This is a genomic window from Roseateles sp. P2_H4, assembly GCF_056403315.1.
Genome location: NZ_JBFUFR010000002.1, coordinates 210,085 through 232,826, shown reverse-complemented (window position 1 = coordinate 232,826; position 22,742 = coordinate 210,085). Strand labels below are relative to the sequence as shown.

Below are 22,742 nucleotides of genomic sequence, written 5' to 3'. Positions count from 1 at the left end.
GAGTACCTTGGCCGGTCCCCCGGGGGGACGGCGATGCTTGCCGGATTGACCGGCAAGCACATCGCCCAAGGCGGGCCGGCTAGGGAGCGGCCCGGCGCTCGGCCCGCTGAAGCTGCGACATAAATTGGCTGACCGATTTCTCTGGGAGCCTTCCGCGCTGGTATAGAATGCGGGGCTGTGCTGGAGACGTGACCGAGTGGCCGAAGGTGCTCCCCTGCTAAGGGAGTATTTGCGCTAAAACGCGAATCGAGGGTTCGAATCCCTCCGTCTCCTCCAGAACACACCAAAGCCCGTCCTCGTGACGGGCTTTTTCTTTTCCGGCGTTCAAACGGCGTGCTTCCGGGCGATTCGTCACGAATTGATCGTTTCGCGTCCAAATTTGCCAAATCAGGCGCCAATCCGCTTATTTATGATCGCTGCATAGCGAGCATGACAATAAATCGGATGGGACAGAGCCTCGTCATTCTGCTGGTGTTGACTGGCGGTCTGCTGGCCGCTGCGGGCGTGTGCGCCGCGCAGCCGCCAGCCCAATTGCCGGCGGCAGCGCCCAGCGTGCGCCTGTTCGTGCCCTTCATGGCCGGCGGCGAGGCCGACGGTTCCGCGCGCAATTTCGTGCAGAGCGCGACACGTGTCGGCGGCCAGCGCTTCGAGATCGTCCACCTGACGGCCGAATCGGGCGCCGCGGCCGGGCGGGCGGTCAAGCAGGCCGCGCCCGATGGCCAAACCCTGTTGCTGGGTCGCACGGGCAGCGTCGCCATCCTGCCGGCGCTGTCGCCGCGCACGGCCGCGCCCGTGGGCGACTTCACCGTGCTGGCCGTGCTCGACCAGGCGCCGCTCATCTGCGCCGTTCGCAGCGGCATGCCCATCCTGTCCATGCGGGAGCTGCCGGCGGCCATCGCCGCGACGCCTGGCAAGCTGCGCTACAGCACGGCCGGCGCCGGCACGCTGCAGAACCTGGCCGTGCGCTATCTGCTGGCGCTGAACGGGCTGCCCGACGACGCCGCCAAGCCCCTGCATTTCGGCCAGGGCTCGCTGGCCACGCAGGCCCTGATCAACGGCGAGGTGGATTTCAGCTGCAACAACGCACGCACCATCGTGCCCGCGGTGCAATCGGGTGCCCTGCGCGGCCTGATGACGACGGCCCAGGGGCGCCTGCGGGCGCTGCCGCGGCTGCAGAACGCGGCCGAGCTCGGCCTGCGGGACATGCAGCAGCTGCAGGGCTGGTCGGCCCTGCTCGGGCCGGCAGGCATGCCGCCTGAGGCGGTTGAACGCTGGCGTGCATTGCTCGACAAGGTGGCCGCCGATGCCGAATGGCAGGCCGGCACCGAGGCGCTGGGCGCGTCGGCCCGCATCCACGCGATCAAGGACCCGGCGCTCTACCTGCGCCAGCAGGGGCAGTTCTACGAGCGCCTCGTGACGACGCTGGAGGCCCGGCCATGAGCACGCCGCCGCGCCGCCGTCTCTGGCCCTGGATCGTGGACGCGACGCTGGTCGCTCTCATCCTGGTGGTGGGCCTGGCCGGCAGCGTGGGCGCCTACCGGTCGCTGGCCTTGAAGGCCGCGGGCCAGCAGCGCGAGCTGCTGAATGCGATGGGCCAGAGCGTGGTCGCTGCCTTCGACCTGCAACTGGTGAGGGTGGTGGAGACGCTGCAGGCGGCCAGCCAGATGATGTCGGCGCATTCCGAGCTGACGCGTGCGCAGTTCGCGCGCTATGGCACCGGCCTGGTGACCGACTCGTCGGCCTTGAGCTTGCTGGAGTGGCAGCCCGTCGTGCCTCATGCGAGGCTGGCCGAATTCGAGGCGCAGGCCAACCTGGAGCAGCCGGGCTACCGCGTCGTCGAGCCGGCGCCGGACTACCAGGGCGAAGGCTTCGTCCCTGCGCGCGAGCGCGAGGTGCATGTGCCGGTGCGCTATTCCTGGCCCGAGAACGGCGCAGCCGTCGGCGTGGACATGGCCTTCGACCCGCGCCGCATGCGCTCCAAGCTGCTCGCGCGCGATGCGGGCGTGCCCATCGCCTCCGAGACCTTCCCGCTGATCCGGCGCGGCCAGCAGGCCACGGCCATCAGCGGCTTCGCGGTGTCCGCACCGGTCTACCGCACGGCGCGGCCGGCCGGTGTCGAGGAGCGGCGCCGCGAGCTGGCCGGCTTCCTCGCCGGCGTCATCGAGCTGCCGGCGCTGATGGCCGAGGCGGCGCTGCGGGCCGATGCCAATGGCCTGGACGTCTTCGTCTTCGACCAGGAGGAAAAGCACCGCCTCATCTATTCATCGGCCGGCAGCGAGCCTTTCCAGTCCGATGAGCGCGACACGGCGCTCAGCGTCGACGTGGGCGGGCGCCCCTGGCAGCTGGTGCTCAGGCCCAGGGCCGGCGCGCTGGCCGCCGAAACCGACCGGACACCGCTGCTGGCACTGGCCGCCGGCGGCCTGGCGAGCCTGCTCGTCGCGCTCGCGGTGGCGCGCAGCCTCGTCGTCAGGCGTCGCCTGGAGAGGACGGAAGCCATCCTGGCTGAGGACCGCCAGCGCATGGCCAATGTGCTGGACGGCACTGCCGCCGGCACCTGGGACTGGCATATCGACAGCGGCCAGCTGGACATCAACGAGCGCTGGGCCCAGATGCTGGGCCGCAGCCGCGCCGAGCTCGAGCCGGTGACGGGCACGACCTGGGAGCGGCTCTGCCACCCGGGCGACCTCATCGAGGCCAGCCTGGCCATGAAGCGTCATTTCAGCGGTGCGGACGAGCGCTACACGGCCGAGTTCCGCATGCGCCATGCCGATGGCCACTGGATCTGGGTGCAGAGCAATGGCAGCGTCTTCGAGCGCGACGCGGAGGGCCGTCCGCTGCGGCTGGCCGGCACGCACATGGACATCTCGCGCCGCAAGGGCGATGAGCAGCGTCTGCAAGACGACGCCCGTGCGCTGGAGGCCGCCAACCGCCAGTTGCGCGATCTGGCCATCGTCGACGCGCTGACCGGCGCCTTCAACCGGCGTCATTTCAATGATGTCTGCCTGGCCGCCCTGGCCGGTGCACAGCGCGGCCAGGCCGTGGCCCTGTGCATGCTGGACGTGGACCACTTCAAGGCCTACAACGACCGCTACGGCCACCAGGCGGGCGACGCCGTCCTGAAGGCGCTGGCACAGACGCTCAAGGACTCGATCAAGCGCTCGACCGATGCGCTGTTCCGTCTGGGCGGCGAGGAGTTCGGCGTCATCTTCTCGGCCACTTCGGCCGAGACGGCCCTGCATTTCGTCAGTCAGCTCAATGTCGCCCTGCACGCGCTGGCCCTGCCGCACGAAGGCAGTCCGCAGCGGGTGGTGACGGCCAGCTTCGGCCTGGCCTGGTGGGCCGCACCGAGTTCCAGCCTGACGCCCGAGGTCATGTACGCCGCGGCCGACGAGGCCTTGTACGAGGCCAAGCGCGGCGGGCGCGACCRGGTCGTCATGCGCTGCTTCCTGGCCGGTGAGGGCGAGGACGAAACGCGGGCCGCCGCGGCGGCCCGCTAGGCCCTCGTCAGGCGTAGCGCGTCGCGCGACCCTCGCGCACGAAAGCCCAGAGCTGCAGGTCCAGGCCGCGCGCCGTCGCTACCGCCAGGCTGCTGGGCGCCGACACGCAGGCCAGCAGGCCGATGCCGGCCATCGCCGTCTTGTGGACCAGTTCGTAGCTGGCCCGGCTGGACATCAGCACGAAGCCGTCGTGCCGATCGACGTCGCGGCGGGAGAGGGCGCCAATCAGCTTGTCCAGCGCGTTGTGGCGGCCGATGTCCTCACGCGCCAGCACGAGGGCGCCGTCGGGCCGGCACCAGGCCGCGGAGTGCAGGCCGCCACAGCGCGCATTCAGCACCTGGGCCGCGGGCAGGGCGGCCAGCGCCCGGTCCAGTGCGTCGGCGGCCAGCGCGGGGGCCTGGACCGGCGAGGGCTGCACCGCGGCGAGCTGCGTGAGGCTCTCGACGCCGCACAGCCCGCAACCGGTGCGGCCGGCCAGCGTGCGGCGGCGCGCCTTCAGGCGCTGCTCGCAGGCAGCCGTGACGGTCAGCGAGAGTTGCATGCCTTCCGGGCGGGTCTCGACCTCGATGTCGAGCAGTTCGCGCCGCGACGTGAACCAGCCTTCGGCCAGACCGAAACCCAGCGCGAAGTCCTCCAGATCGGCCGGCGTGGCCAGCATCACGGCCTGCGAGATGTCGTTGACCGTCAGCGCGATCGGCACCTCCACGGCGACCTCTTCGTCGGCCGCGGTGTTCAGGGGTCTCAATGTGCGCAGCGCGGCCTCAGATTGCATGGTGGCAATGATAGAAGCCGCACCGTGGCGCGCAGGCGCCGCGGTCAAGCGCATGGCACGGCGGCAAGCCTAGGCGGGCACGTCTTCGCCGAGTGCGCGACGCAGGGCCATGGCAGCATGCGGCGCGCGCTCCTTGGCGCCGCTGATGAAATACACGAAGACGTCGCGCGGCGCACCCGCGCCGGGGGCTTCGATGCGTGGCACGCCGTCCGGCTCACCGCCTTCGGCCCAGGCTTGGGCGGACGCCGCCAGCTGTGGGAAGACCTCGGGCTTGCAGCCCAGTGGCTCGTCGCTGTGCGTGCGCATGATGCGCGTGTAGACGAAGTCGCCGGTGGGCTCGGCGATGGGCGGGTAGTCGTCGGACTCCGTGAACACCGTGGCGGCCTTGTACTGGCGCGCAAGCGCGAGGTACTCGGGGCACTGGAAGCTGGCGTGGCGCACGTCCAGCGCATGGCGCAGCTTCAGGCCGTCCACCTCGGCGGGCAGCAGCTCCAGGAAGGCGCGCAGGTCGCCGGCGTCGAATTTATGCGTCGGCGCCAGCTGCCAGACGATGGGCCCGAGCTTGTCGCCGAGTTCCGCAATGCCGCTGTCGATGAAGCGCTTGATGGAGTCGGCGCCATCGGCCAGCACGCGGCGCTGCGTCGCAAAGCGGATGGCCTTGAGCGAGAACACGAAGCCGTCGGGCGCGGTGTCCCGCCACTTGGCGAAGGTGGCTGGCTTCTGTGCACCGTAGTAGGTGCTGTTGATCTCGATGGCCGTCAGATGCTGGCTGGCATATTCCAGCTCACGCGCCTGCGGCCAGCTCTTGGGGTAGAAGTTGTCGCGCCATGGCTCGAAGTTCCAGCCGCCGATACCGACCCTGATCTTTGCTGCACTCACGCCGACTCCTGGCTGATGGCTGTATGAAAAAACAGTCTATCGGCCAGGGTGCGTTCAACGCAAGCGGGCTTACATGCCCGCGTAGTTCGGCCCGCCGCCGCCCTCCGGCGTGACCCAGACGATGTTCTGCGTCGGGTCCTTGATGTCGCAGGTCTTGCAGTGCACGCAGTTCTGCGCGTTGATCTGCAGGCGCTCGCCGCCGCCGGCCTCGTTGGGCACGAACTCGTAGACACCGGCCGGGCAGTAGCGGGCCTCAGGCCCGGCGTACTTGGCGAGGTTGACCTGCACCGGCACCGCGTCGCTCTTCAGCGTCAGATGGGCCGGCTGGTTCTCTTCGTGGTTGGTGTTGGAGATGAACACCGACGACAGGCGGTCGAAGGTCAGCTTGCCGTCCGGCTTCGGATAGGCGATGGGCTTGCACTCGGCGGCTGGGCGCAGGGACGCGTTGTCGGCCTTGTGGTTGTGCAGCGTCCAGGGCGGGTTCTTGACGCCCAGCTTGGGCAGCAGCCACTGCTCGATGCCGGTCATCAGCTTGCCGGTCAGCTGGCCCTTCTTGAACCAGAGCTTGAAGTTGCGGCTCTGCTGCAGTTCCTCGTTCAGCCAGCTCTTCTCGAAGGCCTCGGGGTAGGCGCTCAGATCGTCCTGGGCGCGGCCGGCGTCCAGGGCCGGCGCCAGGGCTTCGGCGGCGAGCATGCCGCTCTTGATGGCCGCGTGGCTGCCCTTGATGCGGGCCGCGTTCAGGTAGCCGGCGTCGCAGCCGATCAGGCAGCCGCCCGGGAAGACCGTCTTGGGCAGGGCTTGCGGCGTGCCGTTGTTGATGGCGCGGGCGCCGTAGCCGATGCGCTTGCCGCCTTCGATGTGGGCGCGGATGGCCGGGTGGGCCTTCCAGCGCTGCATCTCCTCGAAGGGGCTCAGATAGGGGTTGTCGTAGTCCAGGCCGATGACGAAGCCGAGCGTGACCTTGTTGTCCGCCAGGTGATACAGGAAGCCGCCGCCGAAGGTGTCGCCCTCCATCGGCCAGCCGGCCGTGTGCACCACCTTGCCGGGCTGGGCCTTGTCCGCCGGGATCTCCCACAGCTCCTTGATGCCGATGGCATAGGTCTGGGTGTCCTTGCCGTCGGTCAGCTTGTACTTGGCGAGCAACTGCTTGCCGAGGTGGCCACGCGCGCCTTCGGCAAAGACGGTGTATTTGCCGAGCAGCTCCATGCCGAGCTGGAAGTGGTCGGTGGGCTCGCCGTCCTTGCCCAGGCCCATATTGCCGGTGGCCACGCCCTTGACGCGGCCCTGGTCGTCGTAGAGCACCTCGGCGGCGGCAAAGCCGGGGAAGATCTCGATGCCGAGGGCTTCGGCCTGGCCAGCCATCCACTTGACGACGTCGGACAGGCTGATGACGTAGCAGCCGTCGTTGTGGAAGTTGCGCGGCACGAGGAAGTCGGGCGTGCGGGTGCTGCCGGTCTCGGACAGCATCAGCACATCGTCGCCGGTCACGGCCTGGTTCAGCGGTGCGCCGAGTTCCTTCCAGTTCGGGAACAGCTCGGTGATGGCACGCGGGTCCATCACCGCGCCGGACAGGATGTGGGCGCCGGGCTCCGAGCCCTTCTCCAGCACGACGATGTTGGCGTCGGGCTTGATCTGCTTCAGGCGGATGGCCGTGGCCAGGCCCGCCGGGCCGCCGCCGACGATGACCACGTCGTATTCCATGGACTCGCGGGGGCCGAACTGGGCGAGGATTTCTTCGGATGTCATGCAGGTCTCCGTCAGCTTTGAATTGCGCGCGATTCTAGAGAGGCTGGATTGCGAATCGAACGATCGTGCTTTTTTAGGTTGCGCGGTCTAGGAGGCTGTCAGGCTTGGGGACGGGTGCGCGTTGGGCCTGCAAGGGGCCGAGACAAGGCGCAAAGCGCAGGCGTAGCGGTGCTACGGCGAGCATTTGCAACGCTGAAGCGGCCCCTTGCAGGCCCAACCCGAAGGGCCGGAGCGATTTGCGAGGCGATCCGGCGTTGCGGGCTCGTTGTGTGGCCCGCCACACGCCTCTCCCGCGCCTGGTCTCGCATCGCAACTCGCTGCGGCGCGCACCCGTCCCCAAGCCTGACAGCCTCCTGGCCCGGTAGGATGGACGCAACCCACTCRGAAAGCAGTCTCATGAGTTACGCCATCAACCTCGAAGGCCGCGTGGCCCTGATCACCGGTGCATCCAGCGGCCTGGGCGCGCAGTTCGCCAAGACCCTGTCCCAGGCCGGCGCCTGCGTCGTGTTGGCCGGCCGGCGCGTCGAGCGGCTGAAGGACCTGCGCGCCGAGATCGAGGGCAACGGCGGCGACGCCCATGTCGTGCAGCTGGACGTGACCGACGTGGACAGCATCAAGTCCGCGGTGGCCCACGCCGAGACCGAGGTCGGCACGCTGGACATCCTCATCAACAACTCCGGCGTCAGCACGACGCAGCGCCTCACCGACGTCACCGAGAACGACTACGACTATGTGATGCACACCAACACGCGCGGCGCCTTCTTCGTCGCGCAGGAGGTGGGCAAGCGCATGCTGGCCCGTGCCCGCGGCTCGGCGCCCGGCACCTTCATCGGCGGGCGCATCGTCAACGTCGCGTCCATGGCCGGCCTGCGCGTGCTGGGCCAGATCGGCGTCTATGCGATGAGCAAGGCCGCCGTCATCCACATGACGCGGGCGATGGCGCTGGAGTGGGGCAAGTACGGCATCAACGTCAATGCCATCTGCCCGGGCTATATCGACACCGAGATCAACCACCACCACTGGGGCACCGAGCAGGGCAAGAAGCTCGTCGAGCTGCTGCCGAGGAAGCGCGTGGGCCAGCCCAGGGACCTCGACACGGCCCTGCTGATGCTGTGCGCCAACGAGAGCCACTTCATCAATGGCGCGGTGATCCAGGCCGACGACGGTTTCGGAGTCTGATGTTGAAGCGAGACCTGACCCCGCTGGAAGCCCGCGTCCTCGCCGTCCTCGTCGAAAAGGAAAGCACCGTGCCCGACAGCTACCCGCTGTCGGCCAATGCCCTCACGTCGGGCTGCAACCAGAAGACGGCGCGCGATCCGGTCATGGACGTCAGCGAAGCCGAAGTGCTGGCGACGGTGGAGGAGCTGAAGGCGCTGAGCCTCGTCAACACGGTCAGCGGCAGCCGCGTGGTGCGCTATGAGCACAACTTCGCGCGCGGCGTGGGTGTGCCCGGCGCCGCGATGGCCCTGCTGACCCAGCTGATGCTGCGTGGCCCGCAGACGGCGGCCGAGCTGCGCCAGAACACCGAGCGCCTGCACCGCTTTGCCGACGTGTCGTCGGTCGAGGGCTTTCTGGAAGAACTGGCCGAGCGCGAGCCGCCCATGGCCATCAAGCTGCCCAAGGCCCCCGGCGCCCGCGAGGCGCGCTGGGCGCAGCTGCTGTGCGGGCCGGTGGCGTCCATCGAGCAGGCCGCCGCGGTGGCCATGCCCCGTGATGAGGAAGTGGCCCTGCTGCGCGCGGAAGTCGCCTCGCTGCGCCAACTCGTCAACCGCATTGCGGCCGAACTGGGCATCACCCCATGAGATACGTCGTCCCGGCCGACAAGAAGCTGACCTTCGAGTTGCGCATCCAGATGCGCTGGGGCGACATGGACGCGATGGGCCACATCAACAACACGCTCTACTTCCGCTACCTGGAGATGGCACGCGTGGACTGGCTCGCCGCCATCGGTGCGCCGCCCAACCCGGGCGGGCAGGGGCCGGTCATCGTCAACGCCTTCTGCAACTTCTATCGCCAGTTGAAGGTGCCGGGTGAGGTGCTGGCCAAGCACTACGTCAGCGACCCGGGCCGCACCAGCTTCGAGACCTGGATCACGCTGGAGCGCGCCGACGCGCCCGGCGTCATCTACGCCGAGGGCGGCGCGACGACGCTGTGGTTCGACGCCCAGACCGACAAGGCGATTGCCCTGCCGGAGTGGGTGCGGGCGTTGGTCACTTGAGGGTGTATTTCGCGCTGATGTAGGCGTAGCGGCCGCGCGGGTCGGTGTAGCTCGGGTCGTAGCCGGACAGGAAGAAGTAGGCCTGCTGCGAGAAAGGCGGCGACTTGTCGAAGGCGTTCTGCACCCCCGCACGCAGGGTCAGCGACTTGGTCACGTCCCAGCCGCCTGACAGGTTCCACAGCGAATAGGCGCCGACCTTGATGTCCGACTTGCCGATGATGTGCTGGTCGTCGTAGCCCTGCAGGTAGCTGTTGGACACGGTGGCCGAGAAGGGGCCGTGCTCCCAGTCCAGGCTCAGCGTATGCCGCCAGCGCTGCACGACGCCGTCGTTGATGAAGACGCCGAGGTTGCTGACGAAGGGGTCGCCGTCACCGGTCTGCTGCTGCGACTTCAGCGTCAGCGTGCCGTTCAGGCGCAGGCCGAACTGGCCGAAGCCGGTCTTCAGGTTGGTCAGCGACACACCCAGGTCCAGGCCGGAGATGCGCTGCTTGCCGCGGTTCTCCTTGATCAGGTCGATGGCCTCGATGTCGTTGTCGTCATCGCGATGCACGAAGCCGCCGTATTTGGCGAGGTTGCCAAGGATCACGTCCACGCCCAGCGTGCTGATCAGGTTGGTCTTCTCGATGTTCCAGTAGTCCACATTGACGCTGACACCCCGCCGCGGCTCGAAGACGGCGCCGAGCGAGAACTGGCGCGATTTCTCCGGTTTGAGCTTGGCGTTGCTGTAGTTCAGCGTGGTCCAGATGTCGGAGCAGTCGGTGGGCGTGTTGTCCGGGTCGGCGGCCAGGCAGACCGGGTCGACCAGCGTGGCGGAATTTCCTTGCGTGAGCGGGCGGTAGAGGTCGGACATGCTCGGTGCCCGGAAGCCCTTGCCGACCGAGGCGCGCAGCAGCAGCTCCGGCATGGGCACGTATTTCAGGCCGACCTTCGGGCTGGCCGCGCCGCCGCTCACCTGGTAGTGCTCATAGCGCAGCGCCGCCTGCAGCTCGAGCTGCTTGGTGACGGGCGCACTGATCTCGCCGAACACGGCGCTGACCTTGCGCGATTTGCCGAAATCGGAGTCCGGGCCTTGCGAGGATTCACCCAGGATGAGGTCCTGCTTCAGTGCATCGGACTGATGGTAGTTCTGCTTCTCGCGGCGCAGTTCGCCACCGAAGGCAACGGCCAGGTCGCCGCCGGCGAGCTGCGTGAGCGCCTTGGAGGCCTTGAAGTCCAGCGCGTCCATCGTGCCGGTGGCCTGGCGAACCTCGCCGCGGATCTGGGCCTTCTCGTAGAGAGCCAGGCCCGCCGCGCTGGACGGGCCGAACGCATTCAGCGTGCCGGCGGCGAAGCCGTCCATGATCATCGCTTCGTTCAGATAGCCCTGATAGTCGCGGTCGGACACCTTGCTGCGGCTGTGGTTCAGTGCCCATTCGTAGTCCCAGCCGGCCAGCAAGCCGTTGGTGCCCAGCACGAAGCGGTCGGCCGAAGACACCACCTCGCTGGTGCGCAGGCCTGACTCGGTGAGGCGGGTGCGCACGACCATGATGCGGCGCTCGTCGTCTGCCGGCAGCGCGTTCAGCGAGCTGAAGGCGAGGGCCGGGATGCGCGAGATGTCGATCTCGGCGTCCACGCGGTTGGGCGTGCCGGTGTAGAAGGTGCGGGCGCGCGCCAGCGAAGCCTCGGCGAAGAGCTGGTGGCCGCCGCCGAGGTTGAACACGCCGCGGGTGAACAGACTGCTCTTCTTCGCCTTGGGATAGAGCTCGATGTCCCGCATGTAGTCGAAGGTGCAGCCGTCCACGCCGCCGATGCCGTCGGGCAGGTAGAGGCTGCCGTTGGCCGGATTGCAGCCAGTGGCGGCCAGAGGGTTGACCCGGTAGGTGCTGATGACGTCCTTGCCATTGGCCTTGTAGCCTTCCGCGATCAGGGTGTCGCGCTGCTCGGAGGCCGGCAGGTTCTGGTCCAGCAGGATGTTGCCGGGATAACTGGCGCTGGACAGCAGGTCCGGCAGCCGGCCGGGGATGTCCAGCTCCTTGATGAATTTGCGTTGCGAGGCATTCAGGCTGGTGGTCTTCTGCACGTCCAGCACGGCCATCACGTTGAAGCCCTGGCGGCCGTAGTCGCCGAAGCCGCCGGCCAGCGTCGCCGAACGCTTGCTGGCACCGCCCTCGGTCGTGTTGCCGGCCAGCACGCTGATCTCGGCGCCGTTGAAATCCTTGCGCGTGATGAAGTTGATGACGCCACCGATGGCGTCAGAGCCGTACAGCGAGGAGGCGCCGTCCAGCAGGATCTCGACACGCTGGATGGCCGCAGCCGGGATGCTGTTCAGGTCCACGCCGGCGGCGTCGCCCGGCGAGGCGAAGTTGGCCATGCGCCGGCCGTTCAGCAGCACCAGCGTGGACGACACGCCCAGGCCGCGCAGGTTGGCGGCGTTCAGGCCCATCTGGTCGCGAAAGCCGCCGTAGCCAATGCTGCCGCCGTCGGTCAGGTTGTTGGCGCTGGCGCTGATGCGGGCAATCAGCTCGGCGGCCGTCGTCACGCCGGCCTTGTCGATCTCGTTGCGCGTGATGACCTGCACCGGCAGCGCCGTCTCGCCCTCGATGCGCTTGATGGCCGTGCCGGTGATCTCGACACGCTCCAGCGTCGACTGGGCCTGGGCCTGAGCGACATAGCTCAGCGCGAGCAGCGCCGCTGCGGCGGCAATGCGGGAAGGGCAGGGCGTTTTCATTGGGGTGGCCTCCGTGGTTCGCGCGAGTCTAGGCACGGTGGCGCTAGCCGCCGGTAGCCAGCTGTGGATTCGTCTCGCCCGCGCCACGCCCCTCGTCGTTTGAATTAGGGGCGAATGGTCATCGGGGCTCTGTCATCATGCGCGGTCTGACCAAGGAGGGTAGTGGGCATGAGGGCAAGGATCTGGGCCGGAATGGCAGCGATGGCGATGGCCATGAGCGTGCAGGCGGCCACCCCCGCAGCACCGGCGGCGAGTGCGCCCCAGGGTTTCAGGTTGTTTCGACCCGCCACGCCGGCCTCGGGCCCGCGTGCGAATGCACCGGCACCGGCCAAGGCGGCGGCCCCGGTCCACGCACCCGCATCGGCCCCGGCGCCTGCCTCGGCCGTCGTCGAGACCGAGCCCGCCATCCGCGGCTATGCGGTGCCCATCGGTGGCGCCCTGAAGGCCGACAACGAGGAAGTCTGGCAGCGCATCGTCCAACTGGCCGGCGGCAAGGGCGCGCGCTTCGTCGTTTTCGGCACCGCCAGCGAGGATCCCGAAGCCAGTGCCAAGCAGGTCGTCGACCTGCTGCAGCGCCGCGGTGCCATCGCCGAGGCCCTGCCCGTGGCGCCCAAATTCCTGTGGGTGGACCTGACCAAGGTCGTGCGCGACCCGGCGCTGATCGCCAAGGTCAAGGCCGCCAAGGGCATCTTCTTCACCGGTGGCACGCAGGAGCGCATCGTCGACGTGCTGCAGCCCGGCGGCCAGAGCACGCCCATGCTGGAGGCCATCTGGGATGTCTACCGCAAGGGCGGTGTCGTCGCCGGCACCTCGGCCGGCGCGGCCATCATGAGCACGGTCATGTTTCGCGACGCGCCCAGCGTCGTCAACATCCTCAAGGGCCGCTTCGTCGATGGCAAGCAGGTCGACCGCGGCCTGGGCTTCGTCGGCCCGCATCTCTTCGTCGACCAGCATTTCCTCAAGCGCGGGCGCTTCGGCCGCATGATCCCGCTGATGATGGCCAAGGGCTACAAGATCGGCCTGGGCGTGGACGAGAACACCGCCGCCATCATTCGTGGCGACGAGATCGAGGTCATCGGCGACCGTGGCGCCCTGGTCGTGGACCTGAGCGAAGCCAAGACGGATGCCACGCTGGGCGCCTTCAATGTGCAGGGCGCGCGCCTGTCCTACCTGGAGCACGGCGACCGCTACCACCTGCGCGCACGTTCGACGACGCCCTCGGCGCCCAAGCTGCGCGGCGAGTTGCACGACGCCGAGTCGCCCAACTTCAAGCCCTATTACACCGACGACGTCTTCCACCTCGACATGCTGGGCGACTCGACCATCTCCGGTGCCATGAGCCGCCTGATCGACAGCATGCGCAAGGAGGTCAAGGGCCTGGCCTTCGACGTGCTGCCGCGCCAGAACGACCCGCTGGCCGAGCTGGGCTTCCTGTTCCGCCTCTACAAGGGCTCGGATTCGCTGGGCTGGAGCACCGAGGAGTTCGGCGGCGAGCAGTTCACCGTCACCAACCTCTACCTCGACATCAGCCCGGTGCGCCTGCCCATGCCGCTGTATGGCGGCTGGACGCCGCCCAAGGCGGCTGCGACACCGCCCCCTCCGCCAGCACCTGCCGCTGCGTCGGCCGCCTCGGCGGCCCGGCCGTGACGGCTTGCAGCGTTTGCTCACGGCTGCTTGCGCTTCCTCGGGCTTGACCCGCTGTTGCGGCCGCCGCCGCGCTGCCATGATGGCTGGCCTGTGATTCCTGCCGGCCCGGCCCCTTCGCCGGGCTCTTTCATCTACCTTGGTCTCCCACGCCCCCGCCGGCACCGTCATCGTCATTGGCGGCGCACTCAAAGCTGACAGCGACGCTGTCTGGCAGCGCATCGTCGACGAGGCCGGTGGCGCTGGCGCGCCCATCGCCGTCTTCCCGACGGCAGCCTACGAACCTGAGCGCATCGCGGCCCAGATCGTCGCGGCGCTGAACCGCTGCGGCGCCCGCGCCGAGGCCATCCCGCTCGCGCCTCATCTCGACGGGATAGACCTGGCCGCCACGCTGAACGACCCGGCGCTGATCGCCCGCGTTGCGGCGTCGCGGGCGGTGTTCTTCTCGGGCGGCGCCCAGGAATACCTCGTCGACGTGCTGCAACCCGGTGGCCAGCCGACGGCCATGCTCGGCGCCATCCGTGCCGTCTTCGCGGCCGGTGGTGTCATTGCCGGCACCAGCGCGGGTGCGGCCGTCATGAGCCGGCTGATGTTCCGCGACGCGATGGACAACCTCGCCGTGCTGCGCGGCCAGTGGCGGGCCGGCCAGGAGTACGACCGCGGCTTCGGCTTCGTCGCCCCCGACCTCCTCATCGACCAGCATTTCCTCAAGCGGGGCCGCATCGGCCGCATGCTGCCGGCCCTGCAGGCACTCGGCTACCGTCTCGGCCTGGGCGTGGACGAGAACGCCGCGGTCGTCATCAAGGGCTCCGCGCTCGAGGTGATCGGTGGCAGCGGCGCCGTGCTGGTCGACCTCGGCGAAGCCACCCACGACCCGACGCTGCCAGCCTTCAACCTGCGTGGCGCCCGCCTGTCCTATCTGGACCATGGCGACCGCCACGACCTCGTCAGCGGGGTGACGACGCCGGCCCCGCACAAGCTGAGCGAGCCGCGCATCGAACCGGCCGCCCCGGGCTTCGAGCCGGGCCTGGACTCCGACCGCTATTTCCTCGACATCCTCGGCGACGGTTGCCTCCTCGAAGCGCTGACCCAATTGCTCGACGGGCCGTCGCCCCAGGTGCGCGGCCTGGCCTACCGGGCCAACCCCCGGCCGGGCGACCCGATGCCGGACATCGGCTTCGAGTTCCGCCTGCGGCGTGGCCCCGGCCTCGTCGGCTGGTGCAGCGCGATGCTGGGCAGCGAGGACTACACGGTGCTGGGTGCCCGGCTCGACGTCGTGCCGGTGCGCGTGGCCAACCCCTTGTTCACGCCGCTGGCCGCCGAGCCGCTGCGCGTGGTCGAATCGGAGCCGCAGCTCCAAGGAGAACGGTGATGACGGCGATCAGCGGTGAATTCAGCGTCGGCATGAAGGGCCAGGACGCACAGCCCGAAAGCCCGGCCATCGGCCGCATGCTGCTCGACAAGCAGTATCACGGCGCCCTCGAGGCGAAGGGTGCCGGCCAGATGCTGGCCACCCATGGCAGCGTGGCCGGCTCGGCGGCCTATGTGGCGCTGGAGACGGTGACGGGCAGCCTGCAGGGGCGCGCTGGCAGCTTCGCCCTGGTCCACCAGGGCCGCATGAGCCGCGGCCAGCCCACGCTGGACATCAGCGTCGTGCCCGACTCCGGCACCGGCGCCCTGGCCGGCCTGGCCGGCAGCATGCGCATCCGCGTCGAAGGCCACCAGCACTTCTACGACTTTGACTTCTCGCTGCCCGACTGAAGGAGACGCCATGACGAAAATCCTCCCCCTGATGGCCCTGATGCTGCTCGCGGGCGCCGCACGGGCCACCGACGTCGGCGTGTCGGTGCAGATCGGCCAGCCGGGCTTCTACGGACGCATCGACATCGGCAACGTCGCACCGCCGCCCGTCGTGCTGGCCGAGCCCGTCTGGGTGCAGCGTCGGCCCGTGCATGTCGAGCCCGTCTATATGCGCATCCCGCCCGGCCACCAGAAGAACTGGGCCAAGCACTGCGCCCGCTACAACGCCTGTGGCATGCCGGTCTACTTTGTCCGCGAGGACTGGTACCAGGATCGCTACGAGCGGCGCGGCGAAGGCAACGACCAGGGCAAAGGCCATGGCAAGGGCCATGGCAAGCACAAGGACAAGGGCAAGGACCGCGATTGACGCGGCAGGGCCGCGACACAATTGCGGCCATGCCCGATACCGAATCCCGCGACACCCGACCCGAAGGCTTTCAGCGCGTCAACGCGGCGCTGACGGCGCTTGCCCACCCGCATGCGCCGCTGTGGCTGGACGTTGCCGCCCGCACCGCCCAGGAGGCGGCCGACGCCCTCGGCGTCACGCTCGGCCAGATCGCCAAGTGCGTCGTCTTCCGCCGCAAGGCCGAAGGGGCTGAAGATGGGGCCGTCCTCGTCATCACCTCGGGCGACAAGCGCGTCGACGAGGCCAAGCTCAAGCCCCACACCGGGCCGCTGGGCCGGGCCGACGCCGACTTCGTCAAGGCCCGCACCGGCTTCTCCATCGGCGGCGTGTCGCCCGCCGGCTTCGCACCGACCGACGGCGCGGCCCACCCCCAGCTCTTCATCGATCGCGAACTGTTCCGCTTCGACATCATCTGGGCCGCGGCCGGACATCCGAACGGCGTGTTCAAGCTGACGCCGGGCGATTTGGAGAGGATCACCGGCGCTCCCGTCATCGACGTCGTTCAGGCATGAAGCCCGCGGTCGTTTCTCCCTGCGTCAACGTCTGCCAGATGGACGCTGCCACCGGCTGGTGCCGCGGCTGTGCGCGCAGCATCAACGAGATCGCCGGCTGGGGCGGGGCGCCCGAGACCCTGCAACGCCACATCCTGGATCAGTTGCCCGAGCGGCGCGTCGAGATGCATCGCCATGGTTTGTGGCTCGGCCCCTGGCCGCACAGCGAGGAACAGGATCGATGAAGCAGCTGACCTTCTATTTCGACCCCATCTCGCCCTATGCGGCCCTGGGCTTCGAGGCCCTGCCCGAGGCGCTGGCCGGCCACAGCGTCGAGGTCGTCTACCGGCCCATCCTGTTCGCGGCCCTGCTTCAGGCCCTCGGGCAGAAGGGTCCGGCCGAGATCGAGGCCAAGCGCCGCTGGACCTTCCGCCAGGTAGCCTGGCTGGCGCACACCCAGGGCGTCGTGCTGGACCCGCCGGCCCAGCACCCCTTCAACCCCTTGCCGCTGCTGCGCCTGGCCTGGGCCTGCGCGGCGCCGGAAGGCCAGCCCGGCGACACGCCGGGCCGTTGGGTCGTCGAGCAGCTCTTCCACCATGTCTGGCGCGGCGCCGGCGCCGACGCCAGCGACGCGGCTCGCCTGGCCGCGTTGACCGAGCGTCTCGCGCCTGCGCAGGATCCGGCCGGCGACGCCGTCAAGCAACGCCTGCGCAGCGAAACTGAAAGCGCGCTGGCCCTGGGCGTGTTCGGCGTGCCGACCATCGAGTTCGAGGGGCGCCTGTTCTGGGGCCAGGACGCGCTGCCCATGCTGCGCGCGGCGCTGGCGGGCGACCCCTGGTTTCGCAGCGGCGTCTGGGAGTCGGCGGCTCAGGCCAGACCCGGCATCACCCGGAAACACTGATTCAAAACGTCTCAGGATTTACCCGCGAGGGTCATCTGATCTCGCATTGAGAAATGCGAACTGCGGGTTCCTGCGGAGTTTGTCAGCCTCGATTCAGACTGGCGTCAGAACGGGGTCAGAGGCGGTGTGAATAGTCACGGTGAGGGAAGCCTGTGGGGCGGCCTGCAACACGACGGAGACATATCAATGGCAACTGCGACTTCAACGGCCTCGGCGCCGATGACCCGCGAAGAGAAGAAGGTCATCTTCGCTTCTTCGCTGGGCACGGTGTTCGAGTGGTACGACTTCTACCTCTACGGTTCCCTGGCGGCCATCATCGCCAAGCAGTTCTTCGCCGGCCTGGAGCCTGGCGCCGCGTTCATCGCGTCGCTCATGGCCTTTGCCGCGGGCTTCATCGTGCGCCCCTTCGGCGCGCTGGTGTTCGGCCGCCTGGGCGACATGATCGGCCGCAAGTACACCTTCCTGGTGACGATCTTGATCATGGGTCTGTCGACCTTCATCGTCGGCGTGCTGCCCACCTACGCGACCATCGGTGCCGCGGCCCCGGTCATCCTGATCGGCCTGCGTCTGCTGCAGGGCCTGGCTCTGGGCGGTGAGTACGGCGGTGCCGCCACCTATGTGGCCGAGCACGCGCCGCACGGCAAGCGCGGCGCCTACACCTCGTGGATCCAGACCACGGCGACGCTGGGCCTGTTCCTGTCGCTGATGGTCATCCTGGGCGTTCGTACCTCGCTGGGCGAGAAGGACTTCGCCGAGTGGGGCTGGCGCATTCCCTTCATCGTCTCCATCCTGCTGCTGGGTATCTCGGTGTGGATTCGTCTGTCGATGAACGAATCGCCCGCCTTCCAGAAGATGAAGGCCGAGGGCAAGACCTCCAAGGCACCGCTGTCCGAGTCCTTCGGCCAGTGGAAGAACCTGAAGATCGTGCTGCTGGCTCTCTTCGGCCTGGTGGCCGGCCAGGGCGTGGTCTGGTATTCGGGCCAGTTCTACGCGCTGTTCTTCCTGACGTCGGTGCTCAAGGTCGACGCGCCCACCGCCAACATCTGGATCGCCATCGCGCTGATCCTGGGCACGCCCTTCTTCGTCATCTTCGGCACGCTGTCGGACAAGATCGGCCGCAAGCCCATCATCATGGCCGGCCTGCTGCTCGCCGCGCTGACCTACTTCCCGCTGTTCAAGGCGCTGACCGGCGCGGCCAACCCCGACCTCGCCAAGGCCCAGGAGACCTCCAAGGTCACGCTGAGCACCAACGTGGCCAGCTGCTCCTTCCAGGGCAGCCCGATTGCCCGTGAAGTGGACTTCACCAGTGCCTGCGACATCGCCAAGCGCGCGCTGGCGGGCTCGTCCGCCAGCTCCGAGACCGTCGAGGCGCCGGCCGGTTCGCCGACCGTCGTGCGCGTCGGTGAAAAGGAAATCGCCGTCCCCACCGCGGCCAAGCTGACCGAGCACAAGTTCGACGAAGCCAGCACCAAGGCCATCGCCGCCTTCAAGAAGGACCTGGGCGAAGCGATGAAGGCCGCCGGCTACCCGGCCAAGGCCGACATGGCCAAGGCCAATGTGCCGATGGTCATCGCCATCCTGTTCGTGCTGGTGCTGTACGTGACCATGGTCTACGGCCCGATCGCGGCCATGCTGGTCGAGATGTTCCCGACCCGCATCCGCTACACGTCGATGAGCCTGCCGTATCACATCGGCAACGGCTGGTTCGGCGGCATGCTGCCCTCCATCACCTTCGCGATGGTGGCGCAGAACGGCAACATCTATCACGGCCTCTGGTACCCCATCGTCATCGCTGCCGCGACCTTCGTCATCGGCGTGCTGTTCGTCCGTGAAACCAAGGACGTGGACATCTACGCCCGGGACTGACGAGCCCCTCGTCTGGTCACGCGCCGCTGAACGCGGGCGTGCCCAGCCGGTCCCCCGAGGGGACGGCGATGCTTGCCGGCTCGACCGGCAAGCACATCGCCAGAGCGGGCCGGCTTGGGAGCGGCCCGGCGCTCGGCCCGGAAGAAAGGCGAAAGGCCGGCGCAAGCCGGCCTTTCCCTTTCTGGGTCACCCTGCTTGTCGATTGCAGCCAGCCCTGCGAGGATGCCGCGGATGCCCAAGTCCAAAGACTCCCCCGACGGCAGCGCCGGCGAGCAGCGGCGGCTGCAGATGGTCGACATCGCCCGCCTGGCCGGCGTGTCGGTGTCGACGGTGTCGCGGGCCTTGAACGGCAGCGAGCTCGTCAACGCCGAGACCCGCCAGCGCGTGGCTGAACTGGCGCGCTCGCTGAACTACTCGATCAACTTCGGCGCGCGCAACCTGCGCCTGCAGGAGAACAAAACGGTCGCCGTCGTCGTGCCCTATGACCCCAAGTCCCGCCAGCACATCTCCGACCCCTTTTTCCTGTCCATCGTCGGCGCCATTGCCGATGCGCTGACCGACCGCGGCTACGACATGCTGCTGTCGCGCGTCGATGCCGAGCGGCTGGACCTGGCCTCGCACTGGTTCGACTCCGGCAAGGCCATCGGCGTCATCCTCATCGGGCAGTGGCGCCAGCACGACCAGCTCAACGAGATGGCCGCGCGCAAGCTGCCGCTGGTGGTCTGGGGCGGCGAGATGCCGCAGCAGCTGTACTGCAGCGTGGGTGGCGACAACGTGCTGGGCGGCATCCTTGCGACTGGGCACCTGCTGGCGCTGGGGCGGCGGCGCATCGCCTTCATCGGCGACGCCCGCCTGCCCGAGGTCTGGCTGCGCCATCAGGGCCATCAGCAGGCGCTGCGTGAGGCGGGTCTGGAGGTCGATCCAGCGCTGGAGCTGCCGGCCCCCTTCGAGCCCAGCGTCGCAACGGGGCAGTTGCGCGAGTTCTGCGCGGCGCAACGCGACTTCGACGCCGTCTTCTGCTGCAGCGACGTGCTGGCCATGCTGATGGTCCAGGCCCTGCGTGCCACTGGCCGCCGCGTACCGGATGACGTCGCCGTCGTTGGCTACGACGACATGCCGCTGGCCGCCTATTGCGATCCGCCGCTGACCACGGTTCACCAGCCGGTGGCCGAGGCGGGCGCCGAACTCGTCGAGGCCCTGCTGGGCCAGTTGCGTGGCGAGCGCGCCGGGCCGCAGACGCTGCCCGTCTACCTGAAGTTGCGCGAAAGCGCTCCCGACCGTTCCCGCTGAGCCGGGGCATCGGGCCTTCGGTGCGCAGGCCATTGGGCCGTTGAATATCGTTTCCAACGATTGATGATTTGTGCGGGTTGTTGTCGATTACTAAGGGCTTCTACTGAATTGCAATCGATTGCAAAACGATTGCATCGAGTGCAGAATGAGGACACGGACGGCGCTTGATTCAGGCGCTGCCGCCCGCCTCGAAGAAGGCGCCCGGAATACGACAACAGGAGACGACATGCACACCCTTGCACTGCGCCGCGCGCGCTTCACTCCCCTGGCCGCTGCGGCGCTCGCCGTCATCGCTGCGGCCGCACAGGCGCAGCAGGCCGCCACCACTGACACGGCCGACGGCCTCAAGCTCGACGCCGTCGTCGTCACGGGGACCTCTTCGGCCAAGTCCAAGATGCGTTCCAGCGTGGCCATCTCGACCATCGAGAGCGAAGGCGTCGCGGCCGTCACCGCCGCCAGCGCGACGGACCTGCTGCGGGGCGTGCCCGGCATCCGTGCCGAGGCCAGCGGTGGTGAATCCAACGCCAACGTCGCGGTGCGCGGCATCCCGGTCTCGGCGGGCGGCGCGCGCTACATCCAGTTCCAGGAAGACGGCCTGCCCGTGCTGCAGTTCGGCGACATCGCCTTCGCCACGCCCGACACCTGGATGCGCGCCGATGCCGGCTTCGAGCGCCTGGAGGTGGTCCGCGGCGGCTCGGCCGCGCTGCTGGCCACCGGCGCGCCTGGCGGCATCATCAACTTCATCGGCAAGACCGGCCTGGAGCCCGGCGGCAGCCTGCAGCTGACCAAGGGCCTGGACTTCGACCAGACCCGTGTCGACTTCGGCTACGGCGGGCGCCTCGCGCCCAAGACGCGCTTCTTCATCGGCGGCTTCTACCGTGTTGGCGATGGCGGCCGCAAGGGCGCCGATGGCACCGAGAACGGTGGCCAGGTGCGCGCCAACGTCACCTTCGAACTGGAGGGCAGGAGCTTTGTGCGCTTCAGCCTCAAGCATCTGGACGACCACAGCCCGACCTTCATGCCGACGCCGGTGCGTTATGTGAACGGCGGCATCCAGCAGATCCCGGGCCTGGACCCGCGGCGCACGGCCTTCTATGACGTCGCCTGGCCCATGGACAGCACGCTGACCAACAGCAACGGCCGCGCCACCAGTAACATCCGCGACGGCCTGACCGCCAAGAGCGATGCCTTCGGCGCCGAGATGGACCTCGACGCCGGCGGCGGGTTTCGCCTGCAGAACAAGTTTTCGTGGAGCAAGAACTCGGGCCGCTTCATCGGCATCTTCCCGGGCGACGACGTGGCCGCAGCACCCGCCGGCACGACGCTGGCCACCGGCCCCGACGCCGGCGCGGCTTACACGGGAGCGAAGTTCACGGCCGTCGTCTTCAACACCCAGGTCGACAACGCCGGCCTGATGGCCAACGACCTGAAGTTCTCGCGTGACTTCGACCTCGGCGGCGGTGCCAAGCTCAGCGCCGTGGCCGGCCTCTACACCTCGGTGCAGCAGCTGGACCTGACGTGGAACTTCAACCAGTACTCGCTGTCGGCCAGCGGCGAGGGTGCCCGCGTGCTCAACGTGCCCGGCCTCGTCAACGGCTCGCCCGGCTTCGGTGGCTGCTGCAGCAACACCCAGGACAGCAAGTACGCGACCAACGCGCCCTACCTGGTGCTCAATCTGGAGTCCGGCGCGCTGTCGGCCGACATCGGCCTGCGCCGCGACAACCAGAAGGCCAGCGGGGCCTACTACCAGTCCAACGCCGGCCTGGCCTATGACCTCGGCAAGCCCAACGCCATTGACTACGACTTGGGCCGCACCTCCTACTCCCTGGGCGGCAACTACGCGCTGAACAGGGACCTGTCGCTGTTCGCCCGCTACTCCGACGGCGCCGCCTACAACGCCGACCGCATCACCTTCTTCAACAACCCCAACCTCGTCAACGGCAAGAGCCCGACCATCCCGACCAACAAGGTCAGGCAGGCCGAGGCTGGCGTGAAGATCCGCGGCGGTGGCATGAGCCTGTTCGCTACGCTCTTCCACGCCAAGACGGATGAGGTCAACGTCGACGTGACGACCAACCCCATCGTCGTCAAGGCCAACAGCTACCGCAGCAACGGCCTGGAGCTGGAAGGCTCAGCCCGCTTGGGTGTCGTCAGCCTGCTGGGCGGCCTGACCTACACCGACGCGAAGCAGGCCGATGGGCGGGCTCCGAAGCGCCAGGCCAAGGTCGTCTACCAGCTCACGCCCACCGTCAACCTGAACGATGCGCTGAGCTTGGGCGTCAGCATCGTCGGCACGACCAAGAGCCTGGACGATGGCCCCACCGGCGCGCTGACGATCACGCTGCCGGCCTACACCGTCGTCAACGCGTTCGCGAGCTATGCGCTTACCGATCGCGCGACGCTCTCGCTGGCAGCCAACAACCTCTTCAACGAGCTGGCCTACACCGAGAGCAACGACGGCCGCGGTGCCGCGCGGGCCTACACGGGCCGCACGGTCAAGGCTTCGCTGCGCTACAGCTTCTGAA

General features: G+C 68.4%; 19 protein-coding genes and 1 tRNA gene. 16 read left to right on the top strand and 4 right to left on the bottom strand.

Annotation, left to right across the window (positions count from 1 at the left end):
• Positions 1 to 182 precede the first annotated feature (182 nt).
• From AC1DW3_RS02780 to AC1DW3_RS02770, 3 genes are all read left to right on the top strand, one after another.
• Positions 183 to 276, top strand: a tRNA-Ser gene (locus AC1DW3_RS02780).
• 168 nt (positions 277 to 444) lie between these two features.
• Positions 445 to 1,440, top strand: a complete 996-nt coding sequence (locus AC1DW3_RS02775) for a tripartite tricarboxylate transporter substrate binding protein (protein ID WP_477928365.1) — start codon at positions 445 to 447, stop codon at positions 1,438 to 1,440.
• Positions 1,437 to 3,497 carry a diguanylate cyclase gene (locus tag AC1DW3_RS02770; protein WP_477928363.1) on the top strand — a complete coding sequence of 687 codons (2,061 nt, stop codon included), beginning with the start codon at positions 1,437 to 1,439 and terminating at the stop codon, positions 3,495 to 3,497. Before AC1DW3_RS02775 ends, AC1DW3_RS02770 begins: the two co-directional genes overlap by 4 nt.
• Before the next feature lie 7 nt (positions 3,498 to 3,504).
• Here the strand turns inward: AC1DW3_RS02770 and fdhD are convergent, their stop codons facing one another.
• The 3 genes from fdhD to AC1DW3_RS02755 form a co-directional block, all read right to left on the bottom strand.
• A complete protein-coding gene (fdhD, locus tag AC1DW3_RS02765) occupies positions 3,505 to 4,269 on the bottom strand; it encodes a formate dehydrogenase accessory sulfurtransferase FdhD (protein WP_477928361.1) in 765 nt (254 codons plus the stop codon).
• Between the two features lie 69 nt (positions 4,270 to 4,338).
• On the bottom strand, positions 4,339 to 5,148 hold the full coding sequence (locus AC1DW3_RS02760) for a DUF72 domain-containing protein (RefSeq protein WP_477928359.1): 810 nt from the start codon (positions 5,146 to 5,148) through the stop codon (positions 4,339 to 4,341).
• A 69-nt stretch (positions 5,149 to 5,217) separates the two neighbouring features.
• Positions 5,218 to 6,894 carry an electron transfer flavoprotein-ubiquinone oxidoreductase gene (locus AC1DW3_RS02755; protein ID WP_477928357.1) on the bottom strand — a complete coding sequence of 559 codons (1,677 nt, stop codon included), beginning with the start codon at positions 6,892 to 6,894 and terminating at the stop codon, positions 5,218 to 5,220.
• Positions 6,895 to 7,290: 396 nt separating this feature from the next.
• On the opposite strand from AC1DW3_RS02755, the gene AC1DW3_RS02750 reads away from it, so the two are divergent.
• Genes AC1DW3_RS02750 through AC1DW3_RS02740 form a run of 3 tightly spaced genes read left to right on the top strand, consistent with a single transcriptional unit; the run spans position 7,291 to position 9,112 of the window.
• A complete protein-coding gene (locus AC1DW3_RS02750; protein ID WP_477928355.1) occupies positions 7,291 to 8,073 on the top strand; it encodes an SDR family oxidoreductase in 783 nt (260 codons plus the stop codon).
• Positions 8,073 to 8,696: a YceH family protein gene (locus tag AC1DW3_RS02745; protein WP_477928354.1), complete on the top strand. Its 624-nt coding sequence runs from the start codon at positions 8,073 to 8,075 to the stop codon at positions 8,694 to 8,696. Before AC1DW3_RS02750 ends, AC1DW3_RS02745 begins: the two co-directional genes overlap by 1 nt.
• Entirely contained in the window at positions 8,693 to 9,112 is a 420-nt protein-coding gene (locus AC1DW3_RS02740) for an acyl-CoA thioesterase (RefSeq protein ID WP_477928353.1), read from the top strand. Before AC1DW3_RS02745 ends, AC1DW3_RS02740 begins: the two co-directional genes overlap by 4 nt.
• Here AC1DW3_RS02740 and AC1DW3_RS02735 read toward each other — a convergent pair.
• The gene (locus AC1DW3_RS02735; protein WP_477928351.1) at positions 9,105 to 11,819 is read right to left on the bottom strand and encodes a TonB-dependent receptor; all 2,715 of its coding nucleotides are present in this window, start codon (positions 11,817 to 11,819) and stop codon (positions 9,105 to 9,107) included. The genes AC1DW3_RS02740 and AC1DW3_RS02735 overlap by 8 nt on opposite strands.
• A 168-nt stretch (positions 11,820 to 11,987) precedes the next feature.
• On the opposite strand from AC1DW3_RS02735, the gene AC1DW3_RS02730 reads away from it, so the two are divergent.
• The 10 genes from AC1DW3_RS02730 to AC1DW3_RS02685 all read left to right on the top strand — a co-directional run bounded on the left by AC1DW3_RS02730 (position 11,988) and on the right by AC1DW3_RS02685 (position 22,741).
• Positions 11,988 to 13,466, top strand: coding sequence for a cyanophycinase (locus AC1DW3_RS02730; protein ID WP_477928350.1), 1,479 nt, complete (start codon positions 11,988 to 11,990; stop codon positions 13,464 to 13,466).
• A 136-nt stretch (positions 13,467 to 13,602) separates the two neighbouring features.
• Positions 13,603 to 14,835 (top strand): cyanophycinase, encoded by a 1,233-nt coding sequence (locus tag AC1DW3_RS02725; RefSeq protein WP_477928348.1) that lies wholly within the window; start codon positions 13,603 to 13,605, stop codon positions 14,833 to 14,835.
• Positions 14,835 to 15,224: a DUF3224 domain-containing protein gene (locus tag AC1DW3_RS02720; RefSeq protein WP_477928346.1), complete on the top strand. Its 390-nt coding sequence runs from the start codon at positions 14,835 to 14,837 to the stop codon at positions 15,222 to 15,224. Before AC1DW3_RS02725 ends, AC1DW3_RS02720 begins: the two co-directional genes overlap by 1 nt.
• Before the next feature lie 10 nt (positions 15,225 to 15,234).
• Entirely contained in the window at positions 15,235 to 15,630 is a 396-nt protein-coding gene (locus AC1DW3_RS02715) for a hypothetical protein (RefSeq protein WP_477928345.1), read from the top strand.
• Between the two features lie 29 nt (positions 15,631 to 15,659).
• Complete coding sequence (locus AC1DW3_RS02710; RefSeq protein ID WP_477928343.1) at positions 15,660 to 16,181, top strand: YbaK/EbsC family protein; 522 nt, start codon at positions 15,660 to 15,662, stop codon at positions 16,179 to 16,181.
• Positions 16,178 to 16,405: a DUF1289 domain-containing protein gene (locus tag AC1DW3_RS02705; RefSeq protein WP_477928341.1), complete on the top strand. Its 228-nt coding sequence runs from the start codon at positions 16,178 to 16,180 to the stop codon at positions 16,403 to 16,405. The genes AC1DW3_RS02710 and AC1DW3_RS02705 overlap by 4 nt, the downstream gene beginning before the upstream one ends.
• On the top strand, positions 16,402 to 17,061 hold the full coding sequence (locus AC1DW3_RS02700; protein WP_477928339.1) for a DsbA family protein: 660 nt from the start codon (positions 16,402 to 16,404) through the stop codon (positions 17,059 to 17,061). Before AC1DW3_RS02705 ends, AC1DW3_RS02700 begins: the two co-directional genes overlap by 4 nt.
• A 186-nt stretch (positions 17,062 to 17,247) precedes the next feature.
• Positions 17,248 to 18,927 carry an MFS transporter gene (locus AC1DW3_RS02695; protein WP_477928337.1) on the top strand — a complete coding sequence of 560 codons (1,680 nt, stop codon included), beginning with the start codon at positions 17,248 to 17,250 and terminating at the stop codon, positions 18,925 to 18,927.
• Positions 18,928 to 19,158: 231 nt separating this feature from the next.
• Positions 19,159 to 20,217 carry a LacI family DNA-binding transcriptional regulator gene (locus tag AC1DW3_RS02690; RefSeq protein WP_477928335.1) on the top strand — a complete coding sequence of 353 codons (1,059 nt, stop codon included), beginning with the start codon at positions 19,159 to 19,161 and terminating at the stop codon, positions 20,215 to 20,217.
• 226 nt (positions 20,218 to 20,443) lie between these two features.
• A complete protein-coding gene (locus AC1DW3_RS02685; protein ID WP_477928333.1) occupies positions 20,444 to 22,741 on the top strand; it encodes a TonB-dependent receptor in 2,298 nt (765 codons plus the stop codon).
• The last annotated feature ends 1 nt before the right edge of the window (position 22,742 follow it).

Excerpts from the sequence above, each read along its gene's own strand:
- AC1DW3_RS02705 (WP_477928341.1), top strand. The coding sequence starts at position 16,178 with ATGAAGCCCGCGGTCGTTTCTCCCTGCGTCAACGTCTGCCAGATGGAC.
- AC1DW3_RS02690 (WP_477928335.1), top strand. The coding sequence starts at position 19,159 with ATGCCCAAGTCCAAAGACTCCCCCGACGGCAGCGCCGGCGAGCAGCGG.
- AC1DW3_RS02715 (WP_477928345.1), top strand. The coding sequence starts at position 15,235 with ATGACGAAAATCCTCCCCCTGATGGCCCTGATGCTGCTCGCGGGCGCC.
- AC1DW3_RS02745 (WP_477928354.1), top strand. The coding sequence starts at position 8,073 with ATGTTGAAGCGAGACCTGACCCCGCTGGAAGCCCGCGTCCTCGCCGTC.
- AC1DW3_RS02755 (WP_477928357.1), bottom strand. The coding sequence starts at position 6,894 with ATGACATCCGAAGAAATCCTCGCCCAGTTCGGCCCCCGCGAGTCCATG.
- AC1DW3_RS02710 (WP_477928343.1), top strand. The coding sequence starts at position 15,660 with ATGCCCGATACCGAATCCCGCGACACCCGACCCGAAGGCTTTCAGCGC.
- AC1DW3_RS02695 (WP_477928337.1), top strand. The coding sequence starts at position 17,248 with ATGGCAACTGCGACTTCAACGGCCTCGGCGCCGATGACCCGCGAAGAG.
- AC1DW3_RS02775 (WP_477928365.1), top strand. The coding sequence starts at position 445 with ATGGGACAGAGCCTCGTCATTCTGCTGGTGTTGACTGGCGGTCTGCTG.
- AC1DW3_RS02720 (WP_477928346.1), top strand. The coding sequence starts at position 14,835 with ATGACGGCGATCAGCGGTGAATTCAGCGTCGGCATGAAGGGCCAGGAC.
- AC1DW3_RS02685 (WP_477928333.1), top strand. The coding sequence starts at position 20,444 with ATGCACACCCTTGCACTGCGCCGCGCGCGCTTCACTCCCCTGGCCGCT.
- AC1DW3_RS02740 (WP_477928353.1), top strand. The coding sequence starts at position 8,693 with ATGAGATACGTCGTCCCGGCCGACAAGAAGCTGACCTTCGAGTTGCGC.
- AC1DW3_RS02750 (WP_477928355.1), top strand. The coding sequence starts at position 7,291 with ATGAGTTACGCCATCAACCTCGAAGGCCGCGTGGCCCTGATCACCGGT.
- AC1DW3_RS02730 (WP_477928350.1), top strand. The coding sequence starts at position 11,988 with ATGAGGGCAAGGATCTGGGCCGGAATGGCAGCGATGGCGATGGCCATG.
- fdhD (WP_477928361.1), bottom strand. The coding sequence starts at position 4,269 with ATGCAATCTGAGGCCGCGCTGCGCACATTGAGACCCCTGAACACCGCG.
- AC1DW3_RS02700 (WP_477928339.1), top strand. The coding sequence starts at position 16,402 with ATGAAGCAGCTGACCTTCTATTTCGACCCCATCTCGCCCTATGCGGCC.
- AC1DW3_RS02735 (WP_477928351.1), bottom strand. The coding sequence starts at position 11,819 with ATGAAAACGCCCTGCCCTTCCCGCATTGCCGCCGCAGCGGCGCTGCTC.